At 66.7% G+C, this 24,870-nt stretch carries 22 protein-coding genes and 1 tRNA gene; 13 read left to right on the top strand and 10 right to left on the bottom strand.

What is annotated here, in order from left to right:
* Positions 1-77 precede the first annotated feature (77 nt).
* Positions 78-1,043 (bottom strand): glutaminase A, encoded by a 966-nt coding sequence (gene glsA, locus ACWETB_RS16630; RefSeq protein WP_452212333.1) that lies wholly within the window; start codon positions 1,041-1,043, stop codon positions 78-80.
* Between the two features lie 103 nt (positions 1,044-1,146).
* Positions 1,147-1,863, bottom strand: a complete 717-nt coding sequence (locus tag ACWETB_RS16625) for a FadR/GntR family transcriptional regulator (protein ID WP_449742356.1) — start codon at positions 1,861-1,863, stop codon at positions 1,147-1,149.
* A 155-nt stretch (positions 1,864-2,018) separates the two neighbouring features.
* Here ACWETB_RS16625 and ACWETB_RS16620 point away from each other — a divergent pair, with 155 nt between their 5' ends.
* The 12 genes from ACWETB_RS16620 (at position 2,019) to ACWETB_RS16565 (ending at position 14,086) form a co-directional block, all read left to right on the top strand.
* Positions 2,019-2,552: a gluconokinase gene (locus ACWETB_RS16620; protein WP_449742355.1), complete on the top strand. Its 534-nt coding sequence runs from the start codon at positions 2,019-2,021 to the stop codon at positions 2,550-2,552.
* Entirely contained in the window at positions 2,552-3,940 is a 1,389-nt protein-coding gene (locus ACWETB_RS16615) for a GntP family permease (protein ID WP_449742455.1), read from the top strand. The genes ACWETB_RS16620 and ACWETB_RS16615 overlap by 1 nt, the downstream gene beginning before the upstream one ends.
* A gap of 100 nt (positions 3,941-4,040) precedes the next feature.
* On the top strand, positions 4,041-5,327 hold the full coding sequence (locus ACWETB_RS16610) for a lipase family protein (protein ID WP_452212330.1): 1,287 nt from the start codon (positions 4,041-4,043) through the stop codon (positions 5,325-5,327).
* 507 nt (positions 5,328-5,834) lie between these two features.
* Positions 5,835-7,199 carry a hypothetical protein gene (locus ACWETB_RS16605; RefSeq protein ID WP_452212358.1) on the top strand — a complete coding sequence of 455 codons (1,365 nt, stop codon included), beginning with the start codon at positions 5,835-5,837 and terminating at the stop codon, positions 7,197-7,199.
* 75 nt (positions 7,200-7,274) lie between these two features.
* Complete coding sequence (locus ACWETB_RS16600; protein ID WP_449742353.1) at positions 7,275-7,934, top strand: hypothetical protein; 660 nt, start codon at positions 7,275-7,277, stop codon at positions 7,932-7,934.
* Positions 7,935-8,018: 84 nt separating this feature from the next.
* On the top strand, positions 8,019-8,474 hold the full coding sequence (locus ACWETB_RS16595; RefSeq protein ID WP_449742352.1) for a Fur family transcriptional regulator: 456 nt from the start codon (positions 8,019-8,021) through the stop codon (positions 8,472-8,474).
* A 138-nt stretch (positions 8,475-8,612) separates the two neighbouring features.
* Positions 8,613-10,088 carry a catalase gene (locus tag ACWETB_RS16590; protein ID WP_452212328.1) on the top strand — a complete coding sequence of 492 codons (1,476 nt, stop codon included), beginning with the start codon at positions 8,613-8,615 and terminating at the stop codon, positions 10,086-10,088.
* Between the two features lie 153 nt (positions 10,089-10,241).
* On the top strand, positions 10,242-10,673 hold the full coding sequence (locus ACWETB_RS16585) for an organic hydroperoxide resistance protein (protein WP_452212326.1): 432 nt from the start codon (positions 10,242-10,244) through the stop codon (positions 10,671-10,673).
* A 92-nt stretch (positions 10,674-10,765) separates the two neighbouring features.
* Positions 10,766-11,251 carry a Dps family protein gene (locus ACWETB_RS16580; RefSeq protein ID WP_452212324.1) on the top strand — a complete coding sequence of 162 codons (486 nt, stop codon included), beginning with the start codon at positions 10,766-10,768 and terminating at the stop codon, positions 11,249-11,251.
* Between the two features lie 144 nt (positions 11,252-11,395).
* The gene (locus ACWETB_RS16575; protein WP_449742349.1) at positions 11,396-11,938 is read left to right on the top strand and encodes a CbrC family protein; all 543 of its coding nucleotides are present in this window, start codon (positions 11,396-11,398) and stop codon (positions 11,936-11,938) included.
* A gap of 73 nt (positions 11,939-12,011) precedes the next feature.
* Positions 12,012-12,554 carry a histidine kinase gene (locus ACWETB_RS16570; protein WP_452212321.1) on the top strand — a complete coding sequence of 181 codons (543 nt, stop codon included), beginning with the start codon at positions 12,012-12,014 and terminating at the stop codon, positions 12,552-12,554.
* A gap of 167 nt (positions 12,555-12,721) precedes the next feature.
* Positions 12,722-14,086: a M20/M25/M40 family metallo-hydrolase gene (locus tag ACWETB_RS16565; RefSeq protein WP_452212319.1), complete on the top strand. Its 1,365-nt coding sequence runs from the start codon at positions 12,722-12,724 to the stop codon at positions 14,084-14,086.
* 65 nt (positions 14,087-14,151) lie between these two features.
* Here the strand turns inward: ACWETB_RS16565 and ACWETB_RS16560 are convergent, their stop codons facing one another.
* From ACWETB_RS16560 to ACWETB_RS16550, 3 genes are all read right to left on the bottom strand, one after another.
* Complete coding sequence (locus ACWETB_RS16560; protein WP_452212317.1) at positions 14,152-15,192, bottom strand: acyl-CoA dehydrogenase family protein; 1,041 nt, start codon at positions 15,190-15,192, stop codon at positions 14,152-14,154.
* A 74-nt stretch (positions 15,193-15,266) separates the two neighbouring features.
* Positions 15,267-15,893 carry a lipocalin family protein gene (locus tag ACWETB_RS16555; protein WP_452212315.1) on the bottom strand — a complete coding sequence of 209 codons (627 nt, stop codon included), beginning with the start codon at positions 15,891-15,893 and terminating at the stop codon, positions 15,267-15,269.
* A gap of 139 nt (positions 15,894-16,032) precedes the next feature.
* Entirely contained in the window at positions 16,033-16,452 is a 420-nt protein-coding gene (locus tag ACWETB_RS16550; protein WP_452212313.1) for a DUF7144 family membrane protein, read from the bottom strand.
* A gap of 172 nt (positions 16,453-16,624) precedes the next feature.
* On the opposite strand from ACWETB_RS16550, the gene ACWETB_RS16545 reads away from it, so the two are divergent.
* Positions 16,625-16,698: transfer RNA gene (locus tag ACWETB_RS16545), tRNA-Pro, on the top strand.
* Positions 16,699-16,908: 210 nt separating this feature from the next.
* Here the strand turns inward: ACWETB_RS16545 and ACWETB_RS16540 are convergent.
* The 5 genes from ACWETB_RS16540 to ACWETB_RS16520 all read right to left on the bottom strand — a co-directional run bounded on the left by ACWETB_RS16540 (position 16,909) and on the right by ACWETB_RS16520 (position 24,699).
* Positions 16,909-19,632, bottom strand: coding sequence for a hypothetical protein (locus ACWETB_RS16540; protein WP_452212311.1), 2,724 nt, complete (start codon positions 19,630-19,632; stop codon positions 16,909-16,911).
* 242 nt (positions 19,633-19,874) lie between these two features.
* Positions 19,875-20,285, bottom strand: coding sequence for a DUF7144 family membrane protein (locus ACWETB_RS16535; protein ID WP_452212309.1), 411 nt, complete (start codon positions 20,283-20,285; stop codon positions 19,875-19,877).
* 95 nt (positions 20,286-20,380) lie between these two features.
* Positions 20,381-21,094 (bottom strand): haloacid dehalogenase type II, encoded by a 714-nt coding sequence (locus ACWETB_RS16530; protein ID WP_449742453.1) that lies wholly within the window; start codon positions 21,092-21,094, stop codon positions 20,381-20,383.
* Positions 21,095-21,176: 82 nt separating this feature from the next.
* Entirely contained in the window at positions 21,177-22,118 is a 942-nt protein-coding gene (locus ACWETB_RS16525) for a metallophosphoesterase (RefSeq protein ID WP_449742452.1), read from the bottom strand.
* A gap of 130 nt (positions 22,119-22,248) precedes the next feature.
* Positions 22,249-24,699 carry a penicillin-binding protein gene (locus tag ACWETB_RS16520; RefSeq protein ID WP_449742341.1) on the bottom strand — a complete coding sequence of 817 codons (2,451 nt, stop codon included), beginning with the start codon at positions 24,697-24,699 and terminating at the stop codon, positions 22,249-22,251.
* Between the last annotated feature and the right edge of the window lie 171 nt (positions 24,700-24,870).

The raw sequence follows: 24,870 nt of genomic DNA, 5'->3' as shown, positions 1-24,870 counted from the left end.
TCATTCACGCCCGTCGATCACCGGCACCGGAACGACTCTGCGCCGGGGTGGTCGCGGTTGTGTCGCGTCGGCGGGCATCAGCCCGCGGTGCCGGCATGACGCCGGTCCTGGTAGAGGCCGACACCGAGTTCGACGGCCACATCGGTGATGGCCGCCCACCCCCGCATACTGTTCCCGGCCGGACCAAGCCGTGAGGAGTAGGCGGCGATCGCGAGTTCGCCCGGGGCGATCGCGAGAAGCCCACCGCCGACGCCACTCTTGCCCGGCAGTCCCACCTTGTAGGCCCAGTCACCCGAGCGGGTGTACAGCCCCTCCATGGTCATCTCGGCCAACAGATGGGGCACATTCGCCTCGGCGAGAACCCGCTTCCCGCTGACCGGGTTGGTCCCGTGGTTGGCCAGCGTGGCACCCATCGTCGCCAGATCGGCGGTGGACACCAGGATCGAGCACTGGCGTGTATAGACATCACACGCCTCCATCGGATCGCAGTAAATGTTGCCCGCGCTGGCGAGCAGCCAGGCGATCGCCTTGTTGTGCGCGTTGTGTTGCTCCTCGGAAGCGTAGATTTCCCCGCTCATCTGTAGTCGACGGCCCGCCAGGTCTGCGTAGGCGTCAACGATGAGTTCCCACCGATGTGCCGAGTCATCCGCGCGGACGAGGCTCGTGGTGGCGATGGCGCCGGCATTGACCAGCGGAGACAACGGCTTGTCATTGTTGAGTTCGAGAGCCATCACCGAGTTGAACGGTGACCCGGTGGGGTCGGCGCCGATTTTGTGCCGAAACTCTTTGGCACCGATCTGTTCCATCACCAGCGCCATGGTGAACACTTTGGAGACCGATTCGATCGGGAATTGATGCGTGTAGTCCCCGGCGGTGAGCACGTCACCGGCCGCTGTGACCACAGCGAGGCCGAAGAGGGTCGGGTCTGCGTTGGCGAGAGCGGGAATGTAGTCGGCGTTTGCTCCGTCCATGTTGTCGCGGTTGCGAAGGAACGAGGTGTCCAACGCGCGTTGAATCGACACGCGGGTCAATGGTTCGGTCACGTGGCCCACCGATCGATACGTCATCCGGATGCTGGTTTGGTGGGCCCAGTATATGAGGACTCGGCGGCGAATCCGGGTCGAGACGTTGCGGTTTCGTGCCAGATCAGCGATGTGCCGGATCGTGATCGGCGACCGCTGACGCGGCCTCGTCGATAATGGCGCGCATCCGGGCTTCCGCGGTGTCGGGGTCGGCGAGGCGGATCGCCCGCGCGACGTCGTCGTGGAGAGCAATGGCGACGGGATTGGGTGTCGCCGGCATCATGCCGTGGTGGGTACGCCCGGACAGCACCTCACCGACGACGCCGGTGAGCGCACAGAACATCTCGTTCCCACTCGCCTCCAGCAGTGCGCGGTGAAAGATCTTGTCCGCCTGGAGATATGCGTCGAGGTCGCCGGTCCGGCCGTGCACCGCCATGTCGGAGGCGGCGGCGGCCAGCACGCGGCACTGGTGCTCGTCGGCACGAACGGCCGCCAAAGCGGCTGCGGCCGGCTCGATTCCGCGTCGCAGCTCGGACAGGGTGAGCAGGAAATCCTCGCGTTCGTCACTGTCGAGGCGCCACCGGATGAGCCGTTGATCGAAGACGCTCCACCGCGTGCGCGGCTGCACGGTGATGCCCACGCGGCGGCGTGAGGCGACCATCCCCATCGATTCGAGTACCCGGATCACCTCGCGTGCGACGGTCCGCGACACCGTGTGCTCGGTGCAGATCCCGTCCAGGGTCAGTACGGCCCCGACGGGGAGATCCCCGGCGGCGATCCGGGCGCCGATGGTGCCGAGGACCTGCTCGTGCCGGTCATTCGGGCCTGTTTCCTGACTCACCCACACATCCTCTCATTGATTGCGGAGTGTGATGAATGATCGGGTGAGTACGTTGATTCGTTCTGTATAAAACTACTACTACACAGAACAGCTTGAATTGATACTACGTATGAGGCACACTCTGTGATCGGAAGCACAAGTGATGAGGAGAGCTCATGGGGTCACCGGTGGTGGTCATGGGAGTGTCGGGATCGGGTAAGTCGACGGTGGGAGCGGCGCTTGCGCAGCGTCTGCGGGTGCCGTTCGCCGACGCCGACGACTTTCACTCGGCGGCCAACGTCGGGAAGATGTCGGCCGGTGAACCACTCACCGACGACGATCGCGGGCCGTGGCTCGACGAGATCGGTGTCTGGCTGGCCGACCACACCGACGGCGGGGTGATGAGTTGTTCGGCACTGCGGCGAATCTACCGCGACCGGCTGCGGGCACACTGTCCCGAGGTTCGATTCGTCCACCTGGAGGGCTCGATCGAGGTCATCCGGCGTCGTCAGGCGTCGCGGCCGGGGCACTTCATGCCGGCCTCGCTGCTCGCATCGCAATTCGAGACCCTGGAGCCACTGGGGTCCGACGAGCGTGGACTCGCCGTCGACGTCGACCAGGGCGTCGATGCGATCGTTGACCGGGTGTCGGCAGCCATCGATACCGATGCTGTTGCCGGGGAGGATGATTCCGAGGGAGATCGCTCATGATGTCGCCGATGCTGCTCGCCGCCGATGCGGACCTGCCCGAACCGGTCGCCGTCGGCTGGCAATTGGTGCTGGCCGCCGTGGCCGGAATCGCGGTCATCGTCGTGACCATCACCTGGGTGAAACTGCATCCGTTCCTTGCCCTCATCCTCGGTGGCGCGACCGTGGGAGTGGTTGCCGGCGAGTCGATTCCGACGGTGTTGGAATCCTTCACGAAGGGTTTCGGTTCTACCGCGGCCGGGGTCGGCATCCTGATCGCGCTCGGTGCGATGTTCGCCAAGCTCCTCGCCGATTCCGGTGGTGCCGATGAGATCGTCGACACCATCGTCGGGCATGCGAGTCCGCGGATGCTGCCGTGGGCGATGGCCCTCGTGGGTGCGATCATCGGTCTGCCGATGTTCTTCGAGATCGGCCTCGTGCTGCTGATGCCGGTGATCTACCTCGTCGCCCGTCGATCAGGAATCGGGTTGATCCCCATCGGAATTCCCGCATTGGCCGGGTTGTCGGCGATGCATGGATTCGTGCCGCCGCATCCGGGACCGCTGGTCGCCATCGACGCACTGGGCGCCGATCTGGGATTGACCCTGGCGCTCGGCGTCGCGGTCGCCATCCCGACCATCATCGTCGCCGGTCCGTTGTTCGGCACCCTGGCGGGCAAGTGGGTGCCCCTCGACGCCCCGCGCACCTTCGACGCCGACCCGGCCGACGGCCCCACCTCGCGCCGCCCGGGATTCGGTATCACGATGGCCACCGTTCTGTTGCCGGTGGTCTTGATGCTCGGCAAGGCGATCGCCGAGATCGTCGTCGCCGACGACGGCAATCCGATCCGGCAGGTCCTCGACGTGCTCGGAACGCCGTTGATCGCCCTGCTGGTCGCGGTGATGGTCGCCATGGTCACCTTCGGACGGGGTTCGGGGATGGACCGCGACACCATTTCCACCTGCGTCGGATCGGCGTTGCCGCCGATCGCCGGCATCCTGCTGATCGTGTCGGCGGGCGGCGGGTTCAAACAGGTCCTCGTCGACACCGGTATCGGCACCCTGCTCGCGGACTGGGCGTCGGCGGCGAACATCTCGGTGATCCTGCTCGGGTGGGTGCTCGCCGCGCTGATCCGCGTCGCCACCGGCTCGGCCACGGTCGCGACGATCACCGCGTCGTCGTTGATGTTGGGACTCGTGGACGGCCTGTCGTCCGGTCAGGTGTCGCTGGTGGTGCTCGCGATCGGCGCCGGCTCGGTATTCCTGTCGCACGTCAACGACGCCGGATTCTGGCTGGTCAAGGAGTACTTCGGGATGAGTGTCGGCCAGACGTTCAAGACCTGGTCGGCGATGGAGACGATCCTGTCGGTGACCGGGCTGATCGTGGTGTCGGCGCTCGGGGTGGTGATCTGAGGCGACGGCGGGCGGCGCGTGCTGGTGGATCATCACGTCACCGTTACGATTTGTGACCCCCGCCACGCATCTTTATTACCGTGCGGTAGGTTACCTCGGCATGAGACACATTCGGGGATTCAACTCATCTCGGCAAACTTCATGGACCGCTCGGATCGCGAGCGTCGTGACCGCGGGAGCGCTGGTGGGCACCGGCCTGAGCCTGGCCGCGCCGACGGCGCAGGCGGCCGATTTCTATACCCCGCCATCGTCGTTCAATTCGACGCCCGGCTCGATCATCCGCAGCGAGGCGTCGCCGCTCCTGCTGCAGATCCCGGGTGTCCCGAATCAGTGGCCGGGGACCGCCAAGCGCATCATGTACACCTCGACCTATCAAGACGGATCGCCCGCGCCGGTGACCGGCACCGTCGTCGAACCGACCGCCCCGTGGCAGGGCAAGGGCCCGCGCCCGACGGTGGTCCTCGGTCCGGGCACCGTAGGCCAAGGTGATCAGTGTGCCGGCTCGAAGCTGATGAGCTTCCCGCTCGCCATCGACCCGAGCAAGCCCAGCATCGCGATCAACTATTCCGCTCTCGAGATGAACCTGCTGCTCCTTAACGGTGTGCGGGTCGCAATGACCGACTACATCGGGATGGGCACCCCGGGCATCCACACATACGTGAACCGCGCCGAGTCCGGGCACGCCATGCTCGATGCCGCGCGGGCCGCGCTGAAGGTCGCCGGCGCACCGGCCGATTCGCCGGTCGGTTTCTCCGGCTACTCCCAGGGTGGTGGCGCCGCGGCATCGGCGGCCGAACTGGCCTCGACCTACGCCCCGGATCTGAATGTGAAGGCTACCTACGCCGGTGCTCCGCCCGCGGATCTGTCGAAGGTCATCGATCAGATCGACGGGACGTTCATCGTCGGTGGTATCGGCTACGCGATCAACGGCCTCGAGGCCCGATACCCGGCGCTCAAGACGGTCGTCGACCGTGAGACGAACGCCAACGGCCGCGCGGCCCTGAAGACGCTGTCGACCCAGTGCATCGGTGACACCGGACTCGCGTTCGGGTTCCAGCGGACGAGTCAGTGGACGCGCAGCGGAAAGCCGTTGTCGGCGGTTATCAATAAGTACCCCGACGTCAAGGCGGTCGTCGACGAACAGCGCATCGGCCGGCTCACCCCGAACGCGCCGGTGCTGCTCGAAGGCGGCATCAACGATGACGTCATCCCGTACGGCCAGGTGCATCAGCTGTATCAGGACTGGCGTGCCAAGGGCGCCAACGTGCAACTGGTGACCAACCCGATCCCGCCGATCTTCCCGGGTCTCGTCGTCAACCACGCGTTGCCGATGATCACCACGTTGCTGCCGGCCACGAGCTTCCTGATGAGCGAGTTCAACCGCTGATCGGAGCGCACTGTTCATCGGTCGCCACACGTCCTGACCACCGATAATTCATCACCACAGACGTCCCCGTGGGCGGCTCGCGGATCACTCCGCGGATCCCGCCCACCGGGACGTTTGTCGTGAGGTCTGTCGTGAAGCGGGAAGCCGTTGGGACCCAGCAGCGTTGACGGCGCTCGCCATGTCGTTGACGGCGCTCGTTGACGGCGCTTGCTCCGACGTTGACGGCGCTCAGCCCGACACTGTCAGTGGGGGATTGAGCGCTGTAAACGGGGAGTCGGGCGCTGTGAACGGAGAGTCGGGCGCTGTGAACGGGGAGCCGGGCGCTGTCAACGGGGAGTCGGGCGCGGTCAGTGTCAGGGCGGGCGCTGTCAACGGGGCCGCGTGAAACCCTGGTCGGATCACGGCGGATGTGATGTGCTGTCGCGCATGTGTGATCGCGGGGGAGTGCGACGGTGGTGGTCGGTGCTGGTGCGGTCGGCGCTGCTGGTGGTCGGCGTCGTCGTGACGATGCTGATCGGTGTCGCTCCCGCGACGGCGGATCCCCTGCCCGATCCGGGTCCACCGATTCTCGGCCCGGCCGGGACGTCGCTGATGCACGGCGATCTCGCGTCCACCGACTCCACACCGAATCCCGGCCCGGGACCGGGTGCGCGACTGCTGGCGTCGTCGGTGCCGGGCGGCGCGTGCGCGGCGACCTTCATCGGTACCGACGGGATGCCGGTCGCATTGTGCACCGGCTTCGTGGGTGCGGGGGGCGTCGCGGTGCCCTCGGTGGTCCTCTTCGATCCGCGGACGGCCGAACCGCTGGCCCGGTCCGAGTTGCGCAAAGGCGGCTTGCTCGGCGGGGTGTACGGATACCTCGATGGCCGGAACCGGGTGGTGGTCGCCGACGGTTCGAACTCGATTCTCTTTGTGGCGCACCGGAATACGCCGACCGGCTGGCAGGTGTATGTCGACGAGCGGATCGACGTGTCGCGGCAGATCCCGGCCAATGACGCGATCACCGGACTGGCCCCGGACGCCACCGGGCGGGTCTGGTTCGCCACGACCCACGGTGTCATCGGTGTCCTCGCCCGCGATCGGACGGTGCATGCCGCGCATCTACCGGCCGGGGAGGACCTCGTCAACGGGCTCAGCGTTCGCCCAGGTGGTGTCTCGGTGATCACCACGCACGCGCTCTACGAGATGTGGGCCCATCCCGGGGCCGCGCCGCATATCGTGTGGCGGCAGCCCTACGATCGAGGCTCGGCACGCAAACCCGGTCAGCTCACCTGGGGGTCGGGCACCACACCCACCTATTTCGGTCCGAGGGGCGACGGATGGGTGGCCATCGTCGACAACGCCGATGCGCGTCCGTCGCTGATCGTGCGGGAGTCCGACACCGGCCGCCTGGTCTGCCGGATGCCGGCGTTCGCCACCTCGGGGCAGGGCACCGAGAATTCGCCGATGGCGTGGGGCAATTCGCTGGTCATCCCCAGCACCTACGGCTATCAGTACCCGCCGATGGCGGTCTCGGGACCGTCGGTTCCGGTCGACGCGGGCTTCGTCGGCGGCTCCACGCGCATCGATGTGTCGGCTCAGGGCTGCCGGCGGGTGTGGGAGAACGGCGACCGCCTCGCGTCGTTGCCGAAACTCTCGCGCGCCGACGGTCTCATCCACGGTCTCGGTTACGGTCCGTACGACGCGGGTGCGGTGCAGCAACTCGGGCCGGTCTACTACATCGCGACCGATTTCGCGACCGGCGCTCGGGTGGAGACGCTGCCGGTGGGCGGCGCGCCCGTCGACGAACCGCTCGAACTGACCGGGACTATCGCCGCCGACGGAACGCTCTGGCAGGCGACGGTGGGGCGGATGCTCAAGGTCGGCTCCTGAGCGTTGGTCGTGGGTGTACCGGCGCCGAAACCGGTCGTCGGCCGATCCGGTTGTGGTGAGTGCGACAATGCGACCATGACCGACGCCACTCCCGACGATGCGGACCGCACTCCCACGCAGGCCGAACTCGACGCGGAGGATCTCGCCGAACTGCGCAAACGCAATTCCGCCGACCGCGACCGCGCGAACCTCTACCCGAAGCGTCCGGGCGCGCCCGGACCCGCTCCCGCGGCCCTCGTGCTGCACGCCCGGGTGGCCTGGTGGGGGGCGGCGATCTGTGGGCTGATCTGCATCGTCTACGGCACGATCGAACTGGGCGCCACCCGTGACGCACTGCGTGATCGGATGCTCGTCGACGCGGTGACCACGCCGAAGGGGCAGCCGACCGGGGATCAGATCACCACCTTCGCCGATGTCCTCCCGGTAGCCGGACTGGTGATCGCGGTCCTGTTCCTGGTGGGCGAATACGCCTTTCTGGTCGCCGCGGCGAGTCACCACAGCCGCAACTGCCGCAACTTCTTCCTGGCGATCGTGGCGCTGCACCTGATGTGCATCCCGGTCGGGCTCGATCTGTTCTTCCGGTATCCGGAGTTGTGGTCGGGTGTGGTCGTGCTCGGGTGGTTGGAGTTCGCGTTGCTGGTCATCGCCGCGGTGATGACGCTGCGGCGCGCCGTCAACCGCTGGTTGCCCGAATCGACCCGGATGCGTCCGACGCGGATGCTGCGGTCGAGCTGAACCGGCGCGGGGCAAGGCTCACCTAATAAACTGGAATTCTTCCAAATACTGGACTCATTCCAAATAAGTGCGTATGGTGATGTCATGCCGGATCGGACAGAGCTCACCCACGCGCTTCGCGCCGCAGGCCTCCGGGTCACCGCGCCGCGGCTCGCGGTGCTCGAAATCCTGCATGACCATCCGCATTCCACAGCCGATTTCGTGGCGGCCGGCGTGCGGGACCGGCTGGGTGGCGTGTCTACCCAAACCGTGTACGACGTTCTGCGCACGTGCTCGGAACGCGGCATGGTGCGCAGGATCGAACCGGCGGGCTCGCCGGTGCGGTATGAATCCCGCGCCGGGGACAATCACCATCACCTGGTGTGCCGGTCCTGCGGCGAGATCATCGACATCGACTGCGTCGTCGGCCGGGCCCCGTGCCTGACTCCGGATGCCGATCACGGTTACGAGATCGACGAAGCAGAGGTGACGTTCTGGGGAAGGTGCCCGGCGTGCCGTGACACCGACGCGCACGATGCGGAGTCCGACCCCGCAGGGTGAGCGGTCCGAAGAAGTTACAGGACTTGAAAACGCACGGCGACAAGACAATTCGCAGATAGACCACACGACATCGACCACATGGCGACGGTGCCACAGCCCGGTGCCGCGACCTGACGTACTCACGATTGGGAGCCACGCATGACTTCGTCTCAGAACACCCCGCGCACCACGACCAACGCCGGCATCGCGGTCGCCAGCGACAACGAATCCCTGACCGCCGGCACACAGGGCCCGATCCTGCTCCACGACCACTACCTGCTGGAGAAACTCGCGCAGTTCAACCGTGAACGCGTCCCCGAGCGGGTGGTGCACGCCAAGGGGGCCGGCGCGTTCGGTCACCTCGAGATCACCGGAGACGTCTCGCGCTACACCAAGGCGAAGCTCTTCCAGCCCGGTGCGACAACCGAATCGCTGGTGCGCTTTTCGACGGTGGCCGGCGAACAGGGCAGCCCCGACACGTGGCGCGACCCGCGCGGTTTCGCGGTGAAGTTCTACACCGAGGACGGCAACTACGACCTCGTCGGCAACAACACCCCGATCTTCTTCATCAAGGATCCGATCAAGTTCCCGGATTTCATCCGGTCACAGAAGCGGCTCCCCGGCTCGGGACTGCGCGACCACAACATGCAGTGGGATTTCTGGACCCTGCGCCCGGAGTCGGCACATCAGGTGACCTGGCTGATGGGCGACCGCGGCATCCCGAAGTCGTGGCGCAACATGGACGGATTCGGCTCGCACACCTATCAGTGGGTCAACGCCGACGGTGAACGCTTCTGGGTGAAGTACCACTTCAAGACCGATCAGGGAATCGAGTTCCTCACCCAGGAACAGGCCAACACCCTCGCCGGCAGTGACCCCGACTACCACCGCCAGGACCTCTACGAGGCCATCGACCGGGGTGAATTCCCGTCCTGGACCTTGAAGGTGCAGATCATGCCGCTCGACGAGGCGGAGGGTTATCGGTTCAATCCCTTCGACCTGACCAAGGTGTGGTCGCAGAGGGACTACCCCCTCATCGAGGTCGGTAAGTGGACGCTGAATCGCAATCCGGAGAACTTCTTCTCCGAGATCGAACTGGCCACCTTCGAACCCTCGAATGTGGTGCCGGGCATTGGATTCTCGCCCGACAAGATGCTGCTGGGCCGGGTGTTCTCCTATGCCGACGCGCACCGCTACCGGGTCGGAACGAATTACGCTCAGCTGCCGGTCAATTCGGCCAAGGCCGCACAGGTCAACTCCTATTCCAAGGAGGGCGCGATGGCCTACGACTTCAGCCGCTCCGACGTGCCGGTCTATGCGCCCAACTCCTACGGTGGCCCACACGCCGACGCCGCGGCCGCCGGCGACGAGGGCCTGTGGACCTTCGGTGACGAGGCCGTGCGGGCCGGTTACATCGCCCACCCCGAGGACAGTGATTGGGCGCAGGCCGGAACGATGGTCCGCGAGGTGCTCGACGACGACGCCCGTGAACGGCTGGTGAACAACATCGTCGGCCACGTCCTCGACGGCGTCGAGGAGCCGGTGCTGTCGCGGGTGTTCGAGTACTGGCGACAGGTGGATGCCGACCTCGGAAAGAAGGTCGAAGAAGGCGTGCGCAACGGCCGCGAGGGCTGACGAGCACCAGGTGGGCGACGAATCCCGTTAGCCGGGAAGCTCTTTCGCCGTTCATCTGGAATGGGAACTATTTTCCGTCGAGAATTGTTGGACAGCAAAGACGTTCGATCATCTTCCACCGTCGACCCCGGTGGTATCAGTGAGGAGAGCACTATGGCAATCGAGACCGCATACACCATCTCGTCCAAGGCCAGCGGCGGCGGCCGCGACGGCGAGGTCGTGTCCGAGAGCGGACGCATCGACCTCGACCTGCAGCCGCCCAAGGAACTCGGTGGCAGTGGCGAGGGAAGCAACCCGGAGGAATTGTTCTCCGCGGGTTATGCGGCCTGCTTCCTCGGGGCGCTGCGTCTGACCTCCAAGCAGTCGGGCACGCCCGCGCCGGACGACTCCACGGTCACCGTGACGGTGGCCATCGGGAAGGACTCCGCCGACGGTGGTTTCGGCCTCGGGGTGTCCATCGAGACCTACCTCCCGGGCCTCGACGAGGCAAAGGCCAAGGAACTCGCCGAGACCGCACACGCCTTCTGCCCGTACTCGAAGGCCACCAAGGGAAACATCGAGCACACGCTGACCGTTCGGGTCTGACCGGCGTCACCGTCTGCGCGACACGAGACTTATCCATGCGGCACCCGCCACAAGCACACGGTGCCGCCGCACAACAGAAAGGACGTCACACGATGACGACTACTCTGAACACCCCGATCACCAGCACCCTCTCCGAGGAGCAGAAGTCGGTCACCGGAACCGCGCTGCAGGAGACCGTCGTCGATCTGATCGATTTGTCGCTGATCGCCAAGCAGGCCCACTGGAATGTCGTCGGCGCACAGTTCCGTTCGGTCCACCTCGAACTCGATGAGCTGGTGGCCGTCGCCCGCGAGTTCACCGACGCCGCGGCCGAGCGCGCCACCGCCATCGGTGTCAGCCCCGACGGGCGGGCCGAGACGGTCGCCAAGACCGCCCGCACCACCGGATTCGGTGAGGGCTGGACCAAGGACGCCGACGTCGTCGCGGCCGTGGTCGACAACCTCAAGGCCGTCATCGCCGGTCTTCGGGCGCGGATCGACGCCACCGAGTCGACCGACCCAGTCACTCAGGATCTGCTGATCGGATTCGCCTCGAAGCTCGAGCAGCTGCACTGGATGTGGCAGGCCCAGGTGGCCTGAGCGTTACGCCCCTGAGCACCGCATCACCGGGGGACGCGAGGGCGACAGCCTGGTCCTCGCTTTCCCACCCCGTGACGAGCCCCGCCCCTTCGGCGGGGCTCGTTGGCGTTGGGGCTCGTCGTCTCCGGTGGCTATCCTGGCGCGATGCCCGCTTCCGAACTGCCCACATTTCGGTACTTTCCCGATCCGGTGGCCGCCGGTGCCGTCGCACCCGCCGACGACGTCTGTCAGTGTTGCGAACGCTCTCGCGGCTGGATCTACCACGGCAGTTTCTACTCCGAGCAGGAGATTGACGACCTGTGCCCGTGGTGCATCGCCGACGGGTCGGCGGCGGCGAGGTTCGACGGTGAGTTCACCGCCGACATCGGATGGGGCCTCCCACGGTGGGATGTCCCCCGCGACGTGATCGACGTGATCGCCCACCGCACACCTGGGTTCCCGACTTGGCAGGACAGACGATGGTGGACGCACTGCGACGACGGCGCCGCATTCGTCGGCATGGCCGGAACCGACGAGATGACCGCCCTCGGCGATGAGGCCATCGAGCAGATACGCACCACCGCCGAGGTGGCGGTGGACCAGTGGGGACAGCTGCTGCCGATCCTGCGTGCCGACGGCGACGCCGCGGTCGCGTTGTTCCGGTGCCTGCACTGCGGTGCCCACGGCGGATACCTGGACCTCTCCTGACCGAGAGGGGCCGCCGCCCGGCGCGCTGTGACCTGGCGCACCCGCCCGTCGGAGGCGACGGTAGCCTCGCGGTGTGGAGTACTGGGGTGTCATGGTCGGGATTTTCCTCGTGGCCGCGGTCGTTGCGGCCGTCGCCTTCGTCCGCTCTCGCGAGCGGGAGCCGGAGCAGCTGCGGCGCGGGGCGTCGCTGGCGCGCGAACTGCGCGAACTCGGGGCCGACGACCCGGTGCGCCTGGCCGCGGTGGACGAGTACGAGACCGCCCTCTACCAGCGACTCTTCTTCGTCTCGACGGTGTCGCCGCGGGTGCGCAGCGCCGTGTGGGCGCTGCTCGGCGCGGTACTGGCCGCTGCCGGCGGGCTCATGACCCGCGGAGACGGCCTCTACCTGACGGTCCTGCACGCGGCGTCACTCGCGCTCGCGGGCGTCTTCGGGCTGGCCGCGCTGTTCTTCGCCGGCCTCGCCGCATTCCACGCCGCGACGACGCCACGCGTCTCGTTCACCGAGAGTTATGCGGCCGCCGCCGGTGATGCGTCGACCGGCGAGGATTCGGTGACCGCCGACCCGACCCCCGCCGACCCGACCCCCGCCGACACGACCACCGACGACGGACGCTGACCTCTTTCGTCGGAAGTTGCGTGCGCTGCTCCCACACACACGGAATGCATTGCGTGCATCCGGGATTCGGGCATGCAAGGTCGAGTCGCGTGGTTGCTGCGACAATGGTGTGAGGCTTCGGTTACCGCAGCCGACCGGCTCACCTACTGCATCGGAGGAGAACTGACGTGAGTGTGGACGAGATTCGCGAACGGGTGAGCGCGCTGATGCCCCGGGCTCGTGAGGATCTGACCGAGATGGTGGCCTTCGAGTCGGTCTTCGATCCGTCCCAGCCGGAACCGCCGGAATGCGCCCGCATGGTCGACTGGCTGATCGAGGCGTTCACCGAGGCCGGGGTGTCCGACGTGGCCGCACGTGTCACATCCGACGGGTCTCGTGCGGTGACCGGACACATTCCCGGCCCGCCGGGAGCGCCGACGGTGCTGCTGTACTTCCACCACGACGTGCAGCCGCCTCTCGACTCACAGGCCTGGACGACGCCGGCGTGGACTCTCACCGAACGCGACGGACGCTGGTACGGGCGTGGTGCCGCCGACTGCAAGGGCAACATCGCCGTCCACCTCACGGCGTTGCGGGCCCTGGGCAAAGATCTGGGCGTCACCGTCAAGATCATCGGGGAGGGCTCGGAAGAACAGGGTTCCGGCGGCATCGAGGACTTCGTGCCCAAACATCCGGAACTGCTGAGCGCCGACGCCATCCTCATTCTCGACTCCGGCAACATCGGCGTCGGTCGCCCCACCCTGACCACCAGTCTGCGCGGGATCGCCAATGTCGTCGTCAGCGTCGAAACCCTGTCGTCGGCCATGCATTCCGGCATGTTCGGCGGTGCCGCTCCGGACGCCCTGGCGGCCCTGATCGCGATGCTCGCCACCCTGCGCGACGCCGACGGCAACACCACGGTGCGCGGCGTCGATGCGAGTCAGGAGTGGTCCGGTATCGACTACTCCGAGGAGCAGTTCCGCAAGGACGCAACGGTTCTCGACGGGGTGGACGTCGTCGGTTCGGGCAGCATCGCCGAAATGGTCTGGGCGCGACCGGCAGCCACCGTCCTCGGCATCGACTGCTCGCCGGTGGTCGGATCGTCGGCATCGGTGACGCCGAAGGCTCGGGCGCGGATCAATCTCCGGGTACCCCCGGGCATGGACCCGGCCGCGGCGCAGGATGCGCTGATCGAACACCTACGAGCGGTGACGCCGTGGAACGCCCGGGTGGAGTTCGAACGCGAGGCCATCGGAAAGCCGTTCTCCGGTTCCACCGAAGGGCCCGCCTTCGAGGCGATATCGGCCGCGCTGCGCAGCGCCTACGACCACGAGGTGGTGCAGCAGGGCCAGGGCGGGTCGATCCCGCTGTGCACGGTGCTGCAGGAGACCTTCCCCGACGCCGAGATCATGCTCTTCGGCGTCGAGGAGCCGAGCTGCCTGATCCACGCACCCAACGAGAGCGTCGACCCGTCCGAGATCGAGAATCTCGCCGTGGCCGAGGCGTTGTTCCTGCGGGACTTCGGTGCCCGAACCGAATCGACGGGTCAGTAACGCGGAACGGGCCGACGTCTGGGCGCTGTCAATGGAATAGGGAGCACTGTCAACGGGACTGCGTCCTAACTCGGGTCATCGGCTCCGCTGAACCGTTGGACGAGAAGGTCTTTCACTTGGGGCCGGCTCGCGGCAACCAGGGTGAACATCGCCTCGCGGGCCAGGCGTTCCGGGGTGGAACCGGTCACCAGGGCGCGGCCGCCGTCGGCGGCGACGAGCGCGGAGGTGGCCTCGACGGCGAGTCGGGCGGCGTCGGCACGAGCGTCGAGGAGTGCCGTTGTGTCGGAAAGGGATTCGTCGAGGCGGGCGCGGATCACACCGGCTCGTTCGCGTAGTGCTCGGGCGGCGTGCACGTCGTCGAGTCGCTCCAACAGTGCCGTGGCGCGCCGAACGAGGCCGAAGGGGAGCGTGCCGTTGATGCGCAGGCCGATGTTCTGGCTCGCGAAGAAGTCGTCGAGGCTGACGCGACTGACGATCTGTGCGTCGCTCACCCGTAGGCCCTCGACGCGCAGAAACACTGTGCTGGTGGCGTTTCCGGCCGACAGGTGCATGGGACTCGCGGCGATCTCGGGGATCGTGCGACGCGCGGGCAGGATTGCGGCGATCACGTCGTCGGTCTCGACGTCGCGCGCGGAGATCTGCAGGAGGTCGATGATGCCCCAGCCACTGACGAACGGGGCGTAGCCGTCGATGATCCAGCCGTCGGTGGTGCGGTTGGCCGTCATCCGCGGCGGGGTGGGTACCACGCCGGCATAGGCGACTCCGGCGCGTAGCCGTCCACTCACCGTATCGGCCAACAACTCCGAACGCAGGGCCGCATTCGATGTCGAGGACAGGGCGATGACAACGCCGTGGTGCTGCAGCCAGGTGAAGGCGGTGGACAGGCAACCGCTGGTGAGGACCTCCTGGATCTCCAGGACTGCGGTGAGATCGAGACGTGCGTCGGCGTCGGCGATCCCGAACAGTCCGGCGCCGGCGAGGTGAGACCAATGGGATTCGGGGATGATCCCGGTGCGGTCCACCTCACCGGCGGCGGGATAGAGGATCTCGTCGGCGATGCGGTAGGCATCGGTCAACAGCGCTTCGGGCGGACGGCGGGTGCTCACCTGATCAGGCTACGACCGATCAGGTCGGCACCGGCGCAACCGCACCGAACCGATCGCCGGTCGTCAGACCGTGCTCAGACCGTGCAGAGTGGCGAATAGTCGCTGCGCCCACCGGTGGTCGGCGAGATGAGGAAGGTACACGAATTGAAGCCGACCTTCTCTGTCGCATCCTTGAGCATCCGCAGTTCCGCGGTGGTCAGGACCTTCTTGCGGGACAACACGAATCCCGACAGGCGTGACGGATCGCCGACGACCGCATACTCGTAGGGGGCGTCCGGTGTCGCGCCGTCGGCCACCCACGAGACGATGTAGTTGGGGGTCTTGCCGGGATCGATGGTGTTGGGGACACCCGGGAAGGTGACGATGAGTTGGGCGTTGCTCACCGGATCGACCACGGTCGCCTTGCCCTTGATGCCATCGGGTCGCCCGGTGAACGACGTGCACTTGTTGTCGACGCTGATCGTGGTCGCGTCGATGATGCCGTAGGTGGCGTTGGTGTCCTTGGCGCAGCGGATACCGAAGAACGACGGGATCGTGGCCTGCTGCCACCACGTGCCCAGATAGCGCTGGACGTCGAGCTTCGGAACGGGCTTCAGTGGCGCGGCGTCGGCGGTGGCGGGGGCGACAATCATCGCCACCGCCGCGCCGATGACGGCCAGGGGCACGAGCAAGAGACGGATGGTGCGGCGCGCGAGCGGCATGGCGGAACTCCCTTTCGTTCGGTGAACGCCAGCCATTCGCCGCGAAGGGGTGATCCGGATGGGTGAGCGGTGCCCGCCGGCGACGACGGTGGGCTGGGCCGCCACGAGGCAGCCCAGCCCGTCGACACCTGAGCGCCGGTCAGGCGTTGGCCGGACTCCAGGTGGCCACCGCCCAGATCACGATGACGTCGAGGACGATGATGAGGATGGCCCAGGCGGGGTAGTAGGGCAGCCACAGGAATTGGACGATGATCGACAGCGACGCGATGATGATCGCCGCTACTCGGCCCCACGCCGTGCCCACGGCGAGTCCGCCGGCGATGACGACGGCGATGACGCCCACGATGATGTGGATCCAGCCCCACGACGTCAGGTCGAGCTCGAAGGTGTAGTCGGCGCCGACCACCAGGATCTCGTCGTTGTGGAGGGCGGCGATGCCCTGGAAGATCGCGACGATGCCGGCGACGAACAGCAACGCCGCGGCGACGATCGAGATCCCGAGTGCGAAGCCGGTCTTGGTGGACGAGTTGATCTGGCGATCCTCGGCGGAACTGCTCATGACGCGCGGGTCCTTTCCTAGATGTGAAATGCGTGATCCCATCCTTACGCGAACCTGAGATCGAAGGGGATGTGCTGCACGGATTCGACTCACAATGAGTCGTGAATTGGCACACTGACCAGCCGATTTAACTCCTGGCGGACTCCGGGGGTAAGCTATCGCAGGTTGCACACGGGGTGTGGCGCAGCTTGGTAGCGCGCTTCGTTCGGGACGAAGAGGTCGTGGGTTCGAATCCCGCCACCCCGACGCTTTGGTTGAGAAGCAGTAGAGGCCCTGGCCTGGAGAAATCCGGGTCAGGGCCTCCTCGTTTCCACGGCACTACCGGGGTTGAGGGCGAGATGCCCGGTTGATACCAAAGGCGCGGTGGCCGACGGCATGTGAGTCGCGGCGAGCACGCGCGTGTCGCGGGCCGCCACCCTACTCCGGCCTATTCCAGTCCGGCGCGATCGTCCACCGTCATACATCCAGTCCGCACTGTGCTGCCAGAGCATTCGCCTCGATCAGGCGTCCCCGGCGGGCCAGGAACTGTGCCACCTGCCGGACCCGGACCAGTGCGGTATCCCGGTCCGGAGCCGACTCGAGCGGGAAGAGCGTGGGGTCGTCGGCATGTCGGATCAGTGCGACGCCGATTCGGTTGTGTACCAAGGTCATCGTCTCGTGCGGGACCTGCAGGTCCGCCAGGGTGGTGGCGACCAGGGGGAGGTCCTCGTGTGGGGTGGCGTTCAGGATCGATCCGACGCGACGCACGGTGCGCTCGGGATTGTGGCCTTCGGCGAGGCGACAGACCCGGCGGATGCTCTCGTCGCGGTCGTCGGCGTCCCGGGGCAGCCCAAAGGCGCACTGCGCGTATGCCTGCGGATAGCTGTAGTGCATCGAGGACACCGAATCCGCAGCCGCCGCGATGGCAGTGGTGACACATCTGATGCCGGTGTCATACTGTCCGGCCCGGATCAGTCCGAGCCCCTCGAGAGCCCTGACGATCTCTGAGTCACCCCGGCCGCTGTGCATGCTGAACTTTCGGCGGGCCCCCACCAGCAGGCTGAACGGCTGCGGATGGTGTTCCATGACGGACGGGCCGATGGCCATCAACGGATGCATGAGGTCGCCGATCCCAATGCCCTCTCCGCCGAGGGTGTCGGCGAGCCGCTGGGCTCGTTCGGGGGTCCAGAGGTGGGGATGGGTATCCAGGTGTGCACCGATCGCCGCCACCAGATCACCGGCCCCGCAGTGTGATTGGCGCACGTCGGGTATCTGGGCGGCCGTGTCGATCGCGCCATCGATGTCACCACACGCAAGCATGATGGTGCCGAGGTAGAACTGGCGACGGCCGATGTCGGTGATCTCGTCGTCCTCACGGTCCCACGTCTCCTGGCACGTGCGATACGCGTCGATGACGGATGTGCTCTCGCCGGACGTCGCCTCGGCGACCGCGACCAAGGTGCGCTGCTGCAGCACTTCCGGGAAGGAATCGTGCAGTGCGATCCGCGACACGAGTTCCAGGGCGTCCTCGAGGCGTCCCCGACGGGCCAACTCGGCCGCGACCCCGGGGAGGCATTCCGGTCGCGGCACGGCGTTGTCCGGCGCGAACACTTCACGTCGCTGAGCGGTGTAGGCGACGGCCGCCGCAGCGATCCACGGCTGTTCCGGCTCCGGAAGTATGCGAGTCCACTCCTCGAGCCGCCGAAGCGATGCGGCGTCGTCCTCCCCGCGGCGGGCGGCGTCGAGGATGCGAAGGGTTGCGATGATCCGTTCGGCGCGAGCGTTTTCCACGAAATTCGACGGACGCGGCAGGCCCACCTTCTCGCGCGGTGCGACGGCGACCACCGCGCGCAGGAACCTGAGCTCCAGGTCCGGATCGTCGGCACGAACCACGACGCGGGCCAGATACGACGCGGTGGAGGTCCGCGCAGTGGCGGTGCCCAGCATGTCCAGTTCCCGCTGACGCGACAGCGCGGCATCCAGGAACGCCCGGCCATGATCGGCGTCGAGTACGTCCACGGCACACTGATATCCGACTCGCGGCAGTCTCTTGTCGGGCATCAGATCCGTCATGATTCGTGTGGCACTGTCCTGATCGCCGCCGGTGGCCAGCATGCGAGCCCACGTGACGAGATCGGAACCATCGACCGCCTCTGCGGCCGCTGCCGTCACGTTCAACGCGGTCGTAAGCGCGGCGATCGCGGCATCGGCGTCACCGGTGTCGAAGCGCCCGAGTGCTCGCGCACTGGCATCCTCCAGACGCCGGTCGAGGTCGGTCTCCGCGCGGATCTCGTCGAGGTCGGGTTCATGATGCAGGATCCGCACCAGCTCCGGTGCCCCGACGCCGGATGCGATCGCCGCCAGGACCGGATCGCGGTTGCGCGCATCCCACAGGACGTCGGCCAGAGTGCGCGCGTGATCGAGCCACCCGGCCCGTACACATGCCTGAGCGCCGATGGCGAGACCCGCGGACCGGCCGTCCTTCTCCACTCGATCCGCACCCCACCTCGTCATGGCCTCGACGGTGCTCACCACCGCTGCGGCATCGGGTTCGATTCCCGCGCGGGCATATTCGGTCAGGGCACACGACAATGCCTGTGCCTCTTCGTAACCCACTTGGATGATCTCGTTGCCGATGGCGTCGGTGATCGCGTCGTCGGGGGTGGTGATGCCGCGCACTACGAGCAGCGCGCATGCGGCAGCTTTCTCCTGCACCGCGTACTCGGGAATGGCGTCGTACAGACGTCGTGCCGATGTCACATCGTCGGATGCCAGCCGGACGCGGACCGCCGCCAGCAGGGGGATTCCGGCGGAGCGCCAGTACGCCCGGCCGCAGATGCGGGCAAGGACGGTGGCATCGAGCTCGGATGCACGTTCGGCCCACCGCACCACCGTCAGCAGTTCACAGCAGTCCGACCAGTCGAATCGCTCCGGGCTCCGCGGAAGTGACTCATCCAAGGCCACTGCAGTGGTCCCCAGTACCGCCGGGAATGCCAGTCCAAGAACGAGTGTCGCCACGAAGCGCGGCTGCTCGGGCATGTCGGCGAGGGCCCGGGCAGCGGCGTCGGCGTCGTTGGCGCCTGCCGCTTCGACGGCGGAATTCCAGCCGCGCACGGTCGGATTCTCGACAGCGCGTGCCAACAGTTGCTCACACCGCGCCACCACATCGTTCACGGCGACGTCCGTCAACACCGATGTCATGTCATTCTCCGTGATGATCTCGTGTCCCCGCCAGCCGGAGAACGCACGCCGCTCATGGTGTCAGATATGGGGCAGGTGACCGGGGCTCGCCCATCCGGCTGCCATTCAGGTGGATGATGCGGCGTCGCGGAAGATGCGATACACCCGCCCGCACGTCATCGCCCGGCCGGAGTGTGTGCTCGGCCGGGCGTTGACGAAGATCAGATGTCGCTGGAGCGAGGAAGATCAGATGTCGCTGGAGCTCAGTCGGTCTGCCAGGTGCACACGGCCCAGATGACGAACAGGTCGAGGGCGATGACCAGCACCGACCACCACGGGTTGTAGGGCAGCCACAGGAAGTTGGCGACGATCGAGATCGCGGCGATGATCACGGCGCTCACGCGGGCCCAGGTGGCACCGACGAACATCCCGAAGGCGATCGCGATCGCGATGATGCCGACGATGAGGTGAACCCAGCCCCATGTGGTGAGATCGAACTGGTAGATGTACTCGGGTCCGGCGACGTACAGCTTGTCGTTGACGATGGCCGAGAGTCCCGACAGAAAGCCGAGGACACCGGCGACGAGCAGCAGAGTTGCGGCGCCGATGGTGGCTCCGCCCGCGAATCCCTGGCGAACCGGATGCTGGTCCTGAACAGGTCTGGGTGCCGACATGACAATGCCCTTTCGGTAAACGTGTTTCCGAAGAGAATTCTCGTGGCGGGTCACCGGGATGGGCATCGCCCGAAAAGGATGACTGACTCATTCGATCAACAGCCAAGTTGGGTTGCCAGATCACGGATATCGTGTGCATGGATGTCGTTGTGCACCGAGCCGGAATCGTCTTTCAACGATGCATCGCCCCATTCGAGGGGACGTTCGATGAATGCGGTGCGAAGGCCACATGAACGGGCGTGATCGAGGTCGGATTGATGGGTCGCGACCATCATCACCTGATCGGGCCGCACCTCCAGGAGACCGGCAATTCCGAGGTAGGTCGCCGGGTGGGGTTTGTAGTGCCGCCAGAGATCGGAGCCGCCGACGACATCCCAGCCGAACCCGTTGTGCTTGGCCATCGCGGTCAGCAGCGCCACACTGCCATTGCTCAACGCGCACACGGTGAATCGGGTGCGTAGACGAGCGAGGCCGGGTGCGGAATCGGGCCAGCCGGGAATGGTCCACCAGGCGTGCACCAGTCGTGTCGAGGCGGCCGGGTCGAGGGCCACGGCGAACTCTCGGGCCACCTCGCCGAGAGTGTCGGCCTGCAGGTCGTCGAGGCCCCGCCAGCCCAGTTCACCCGACTCGACGCGGGCCAGGATGGGCGCGTACCGACGTCGCCATTCTCGGGTGAACTCGGTGGCGTCGACATCGGGGATCTCTTCGGCCACCGCGGTGCGGATACCGGTGAACCAATCGGCGACGGTGCCGAACGTGTCGAATGCGAGAACCGAGATCTGTTCGGCGAGTGCGCCGTCGCCGCTCATCATGGTCACACCCAGTGTCGTCGGGGTCGGGGTCGGGGTCGGGGTCGGGGTCGGGGGTCGGCGGATCGGTTCGCGTGGCGTCTCAGTGCGCGTCGGTGGCCAACTGGGGCAGGGAATGATCTTCGTCGAACGTCGCGTCCCCATGAGAGACGGGTGTCAAGGTGAGCAGGCTGGCCTCGGGACGGCAGCAGAACCGGGCCGGGGCATACGGCGAGGTGCCCAGGCCGGCGCTGACGTGCAGCTTCATCGTCGAGCCCCAATTGGACGGGCCCTTCACCCGGGAACGATCCAGGTGGCAGTTGGTGACCAGGGCGCCGACGAAGGGCAGGCAGAGCTGACCACCGTGGGTGTGCCCGGCCAGCACGAGGTCGTAGCCGTCGGCGGCGAAGCGGTCGAGCACCCGTGGCTCGGGCGAATGGGTCAGCCCGAGCCGCAGCTGCGCGAGCGGATTGGGGCGACCGGCGATCGTGTCATAGCGATCTCGTTCGATGTGCGGATCGTCGACGCCCGCCGCGACCACCCGGACGCCGGCGACCTCGAGTTCGCGCACGGTGTGGGTGGCGTCGAGCCAGCCGCGCTCGACGAACGCGGCCCGCAGGTCCTGCCACGGCAGGGGCGCCCCGTGGGTCCGCTTGTGTTCGGTCCGGAAGTACTTGAATGGGTTCTTCGGCTTCGGGCCGAAGTAGTCGTTGGACCCGAAGACGAACAGGCCGGGCCGCGACAGCAGCCCGCCGAGGGACTGGATGACCGCCGGAACCGCTTGCGGGTGAGCAAGATTGTCACCGGTGTTGATCACCAGGTCCGGTTCGAGCGCATCGAGTTCGGACACCCACGCCTGCTTGAGCCGCTGATCGGGCATCATGTGCAAATCGCTGATGTGCAGCACCCGCAGCGGCGTGGCGCCCGGCTCGAGCACCGACATGGTGGTGTGCCGCAGCGTGAACGCATTGCGTTCGATCACCGTCGAGTAGAAGAGTCCGGCGGCCGCGAGTCCGGTGCCGGCTGCCACCGAGCGGGCCGTCATCGACGTCGGGAGGTGGCGTTCGAGCTGCCGAACCAGGTTCGCATCGAGGATGGGCATCACCCCACGATACGCGCACACCCGAAGCCCGACACGCCGGTCGGCGTGTTCACCGGACACGCCGACACGCGCCTCAGCCGGGCAGGTCGATGATCACCGGTCCGACGCCGGGCACCTGCACGGTGGTCTGCGTCGGCTCACCGCTGCCGCCCTCGGCGCGACCATTGCTCACGTACATCGTGATGGTGGTACCCGGCTGCGCGGAATCCGACGGCGCGGTGAAGAGCACGGTGCCCTGCGGGCGGGCGGAGTCGACCTCGAGCTGGGTGACCTTGAATCCGGCGGCCTGCAGGCGCGAGGTCGCGTCACTGGCGGTCAGTCCGGTGACGTTCGGGATGCGGCCACGGCTGGTGCCGGCCACGTACCGCGGATCCGACGGCGGCAGAGCCGTCGGGCCGAAGTTGTTGGCCACCGGCAGCATCGCCGAGTACCAGGTGCGCGCCGGTTCGTAACCGCCGTACAGATTTCCGTCGTAGCAGGACCGCAGCGGGCTGGTGCAGATGCCCTCCGGGTTGGGTCCGTCGCTGTAGACGTACACCGAGCCGGCGATGTTGTTGGTGAAGCCGAGGAATGCCGCGGAGCGATGCGCCTCGGTGGTACCGGTTTTGGCGGAGACGGGCAGATTCCATCCGGTGGCCCCGGCCGCGGCGGCCGACGTGCCGCCCCCACGATCGTCCTGGCCCATCGCCACGGCCAGCGAATTGGCCAGCCCCTCCTCGACGACGCGATCACAGGCCGGCGGGTTGAACGGCACGGCGTTGAGCACCGGGTTGCCGTCCGGTCCCGGGACCGCGTTGAGGTTCTCGTCGCGTTTGATCGTGTTGATCGACCCGATCGGATTGGGCGGGCACCACACACCGCCGGATGCCAGCGTCGCGGCGACATTGGACAGTTCCAGGCCGTTGACCGGGAACGGCCCGAGGGTGAACGAACCGAAGTTGCCGTCCTTGACGTACTGGGCGATCGACTTGTCGCCACTGCCCGACGTGCCCGGGGTGTTGTAGGACCGAAGACCCAGCCGCACCGCCATGTCGACGGTCGGTTTCACCCCGGTCTGCTGCAGCAACCCGACGAACGCGGTGTTCGGGGACTGCGCCAGCGCCTGGGACACCGACATCGTCGCCGGATACCGGCCGTCGTTCTTCACGCAGTAACTGTTGGCCGGACACCCGAACGAACCACCACTGTTACCCATGCCCTGCACGGCGAGGAAGGCGGGCACCGGGATGTTGGAGCCGGTGCCGATGACGCCCTTCTCCAGGGCCGCCGCGGTGGTGAACACCTTGAACACCGACCCGGCGCCGTCGCCGACGAGGGAGAACGGTTGCGGTTGCACGGTCTCGTCGGCGTTCTGGTTCAGGCCGTAGTTGCGGCTCGAGGACATGCCCAGCACCGGGTGCGACGTCGTGCCCGGTCGGATCGCGCTCATCACGCTGGCGACGCCGTCGGCCTGCGGGTTGGCCTGGGTCTGCAGTGCGCGTTGCACCGACCGCTGCACCTGCGGATCCATCGTGGTCTTGATGATGTAGCCGCCGCGCATCACCGAGTCCCGCGAGATGCCGTTCTCGGCCAGGAACTGCAGCGCGTAGTCACAGAAGAAACCGTTGTTCCCGGCGCCGATGCACCCCTGGGTCGGGATGTTCGGGTTGGGTACCACGCCCAGCGGCTTGGCCTTGGCGGCGATGAGTTCGTCGCGGCGATCCGGAAAGTTCTGGATCATCGTGTCGAGCACGGTGTTCCGCCGTGCCAACGCCGCCTCGGGATTCGTGTACGGGTTCAGTGCGCTACTGGACTGCACCATGCCCGCCAGCAGCGCCGCCTGCTCGACCGTCAGGTCCTTGGCGTGCGAGTTGAAATACACCTGCGACGCGGCCTCGATGCCGTAGGCGTTGTTGCCGAACGGGACGACGTTCAGGTAGCGGGTGACGATCTGTTTCTTCGCCTCCTGCTTGGCGGCGGCGTCCGAGAGGCCCTTGCGTTTGGCCTGCTCGATCAGTGACTGCTCCATCGTCAGCGCCATCCGCACCTCACGCAGCTTGCGGGCCGGGGTGGTCTCGGTGGCGGCCTGCCGGTCGGCCTCGGTGCGGGCGAGCACGAGCAGTTGATAGTTCTTGATGTACTGCTGGTCCAGCGTCGACGCGCCCTGCTGCACCTCGCCCGATGACGAGTTCTTCAGGGCCGCGCGGATCGTGCCCTTCCAGTCGACCCCGTCGTGTTCGAGAAAGCGGCGGTCCTCGATCGAGATGATCGCGCCGATCATGTTCTGCGAGATGTCGTTGTAGCCGACCTGATAGCGGTACTGATCGAAGAGGAGCGCGATGGGATTGCCCGCCGCGTCGGTCATCGTCGTGACCTCCGGCAGGGTGCCGTTGAGCAGTTCGGAGGAGACGTTCTCCACCGCCGACGCCGCCCGATTGGAGACGACTCCGATTCCGGTGGCCACGGGGTAGAGGAGTCCGGCGACCAACACACCGGCGAGCACACACGCCGCGGCGAGTGGCCCCAGCTTCTTCGAGATCGGCACCACGACAGGATACGTGTGATTTCGTCAACACCCGCGCAGCCTCGACCGCGGGCGATGTCGTCGACCACGGCATGCCTTCTGAACTGCGACGATTCGTCAAGTCTGCACGTGTGTGCCAGTTTTTCCGGCCCAGGGGTTGCGGTCGTCAGCACAGATCCCTAGATTGAGGGC

The sequence above is a fragment of the Gordonia sp. NPDC003950 genome (assembly GCF_053605205.1).
The sequence above is the reverse complement of the archived record's forward strand: the minus strand, read 5'-3'. Positions and strand labels throughout refer to the sequence as shown.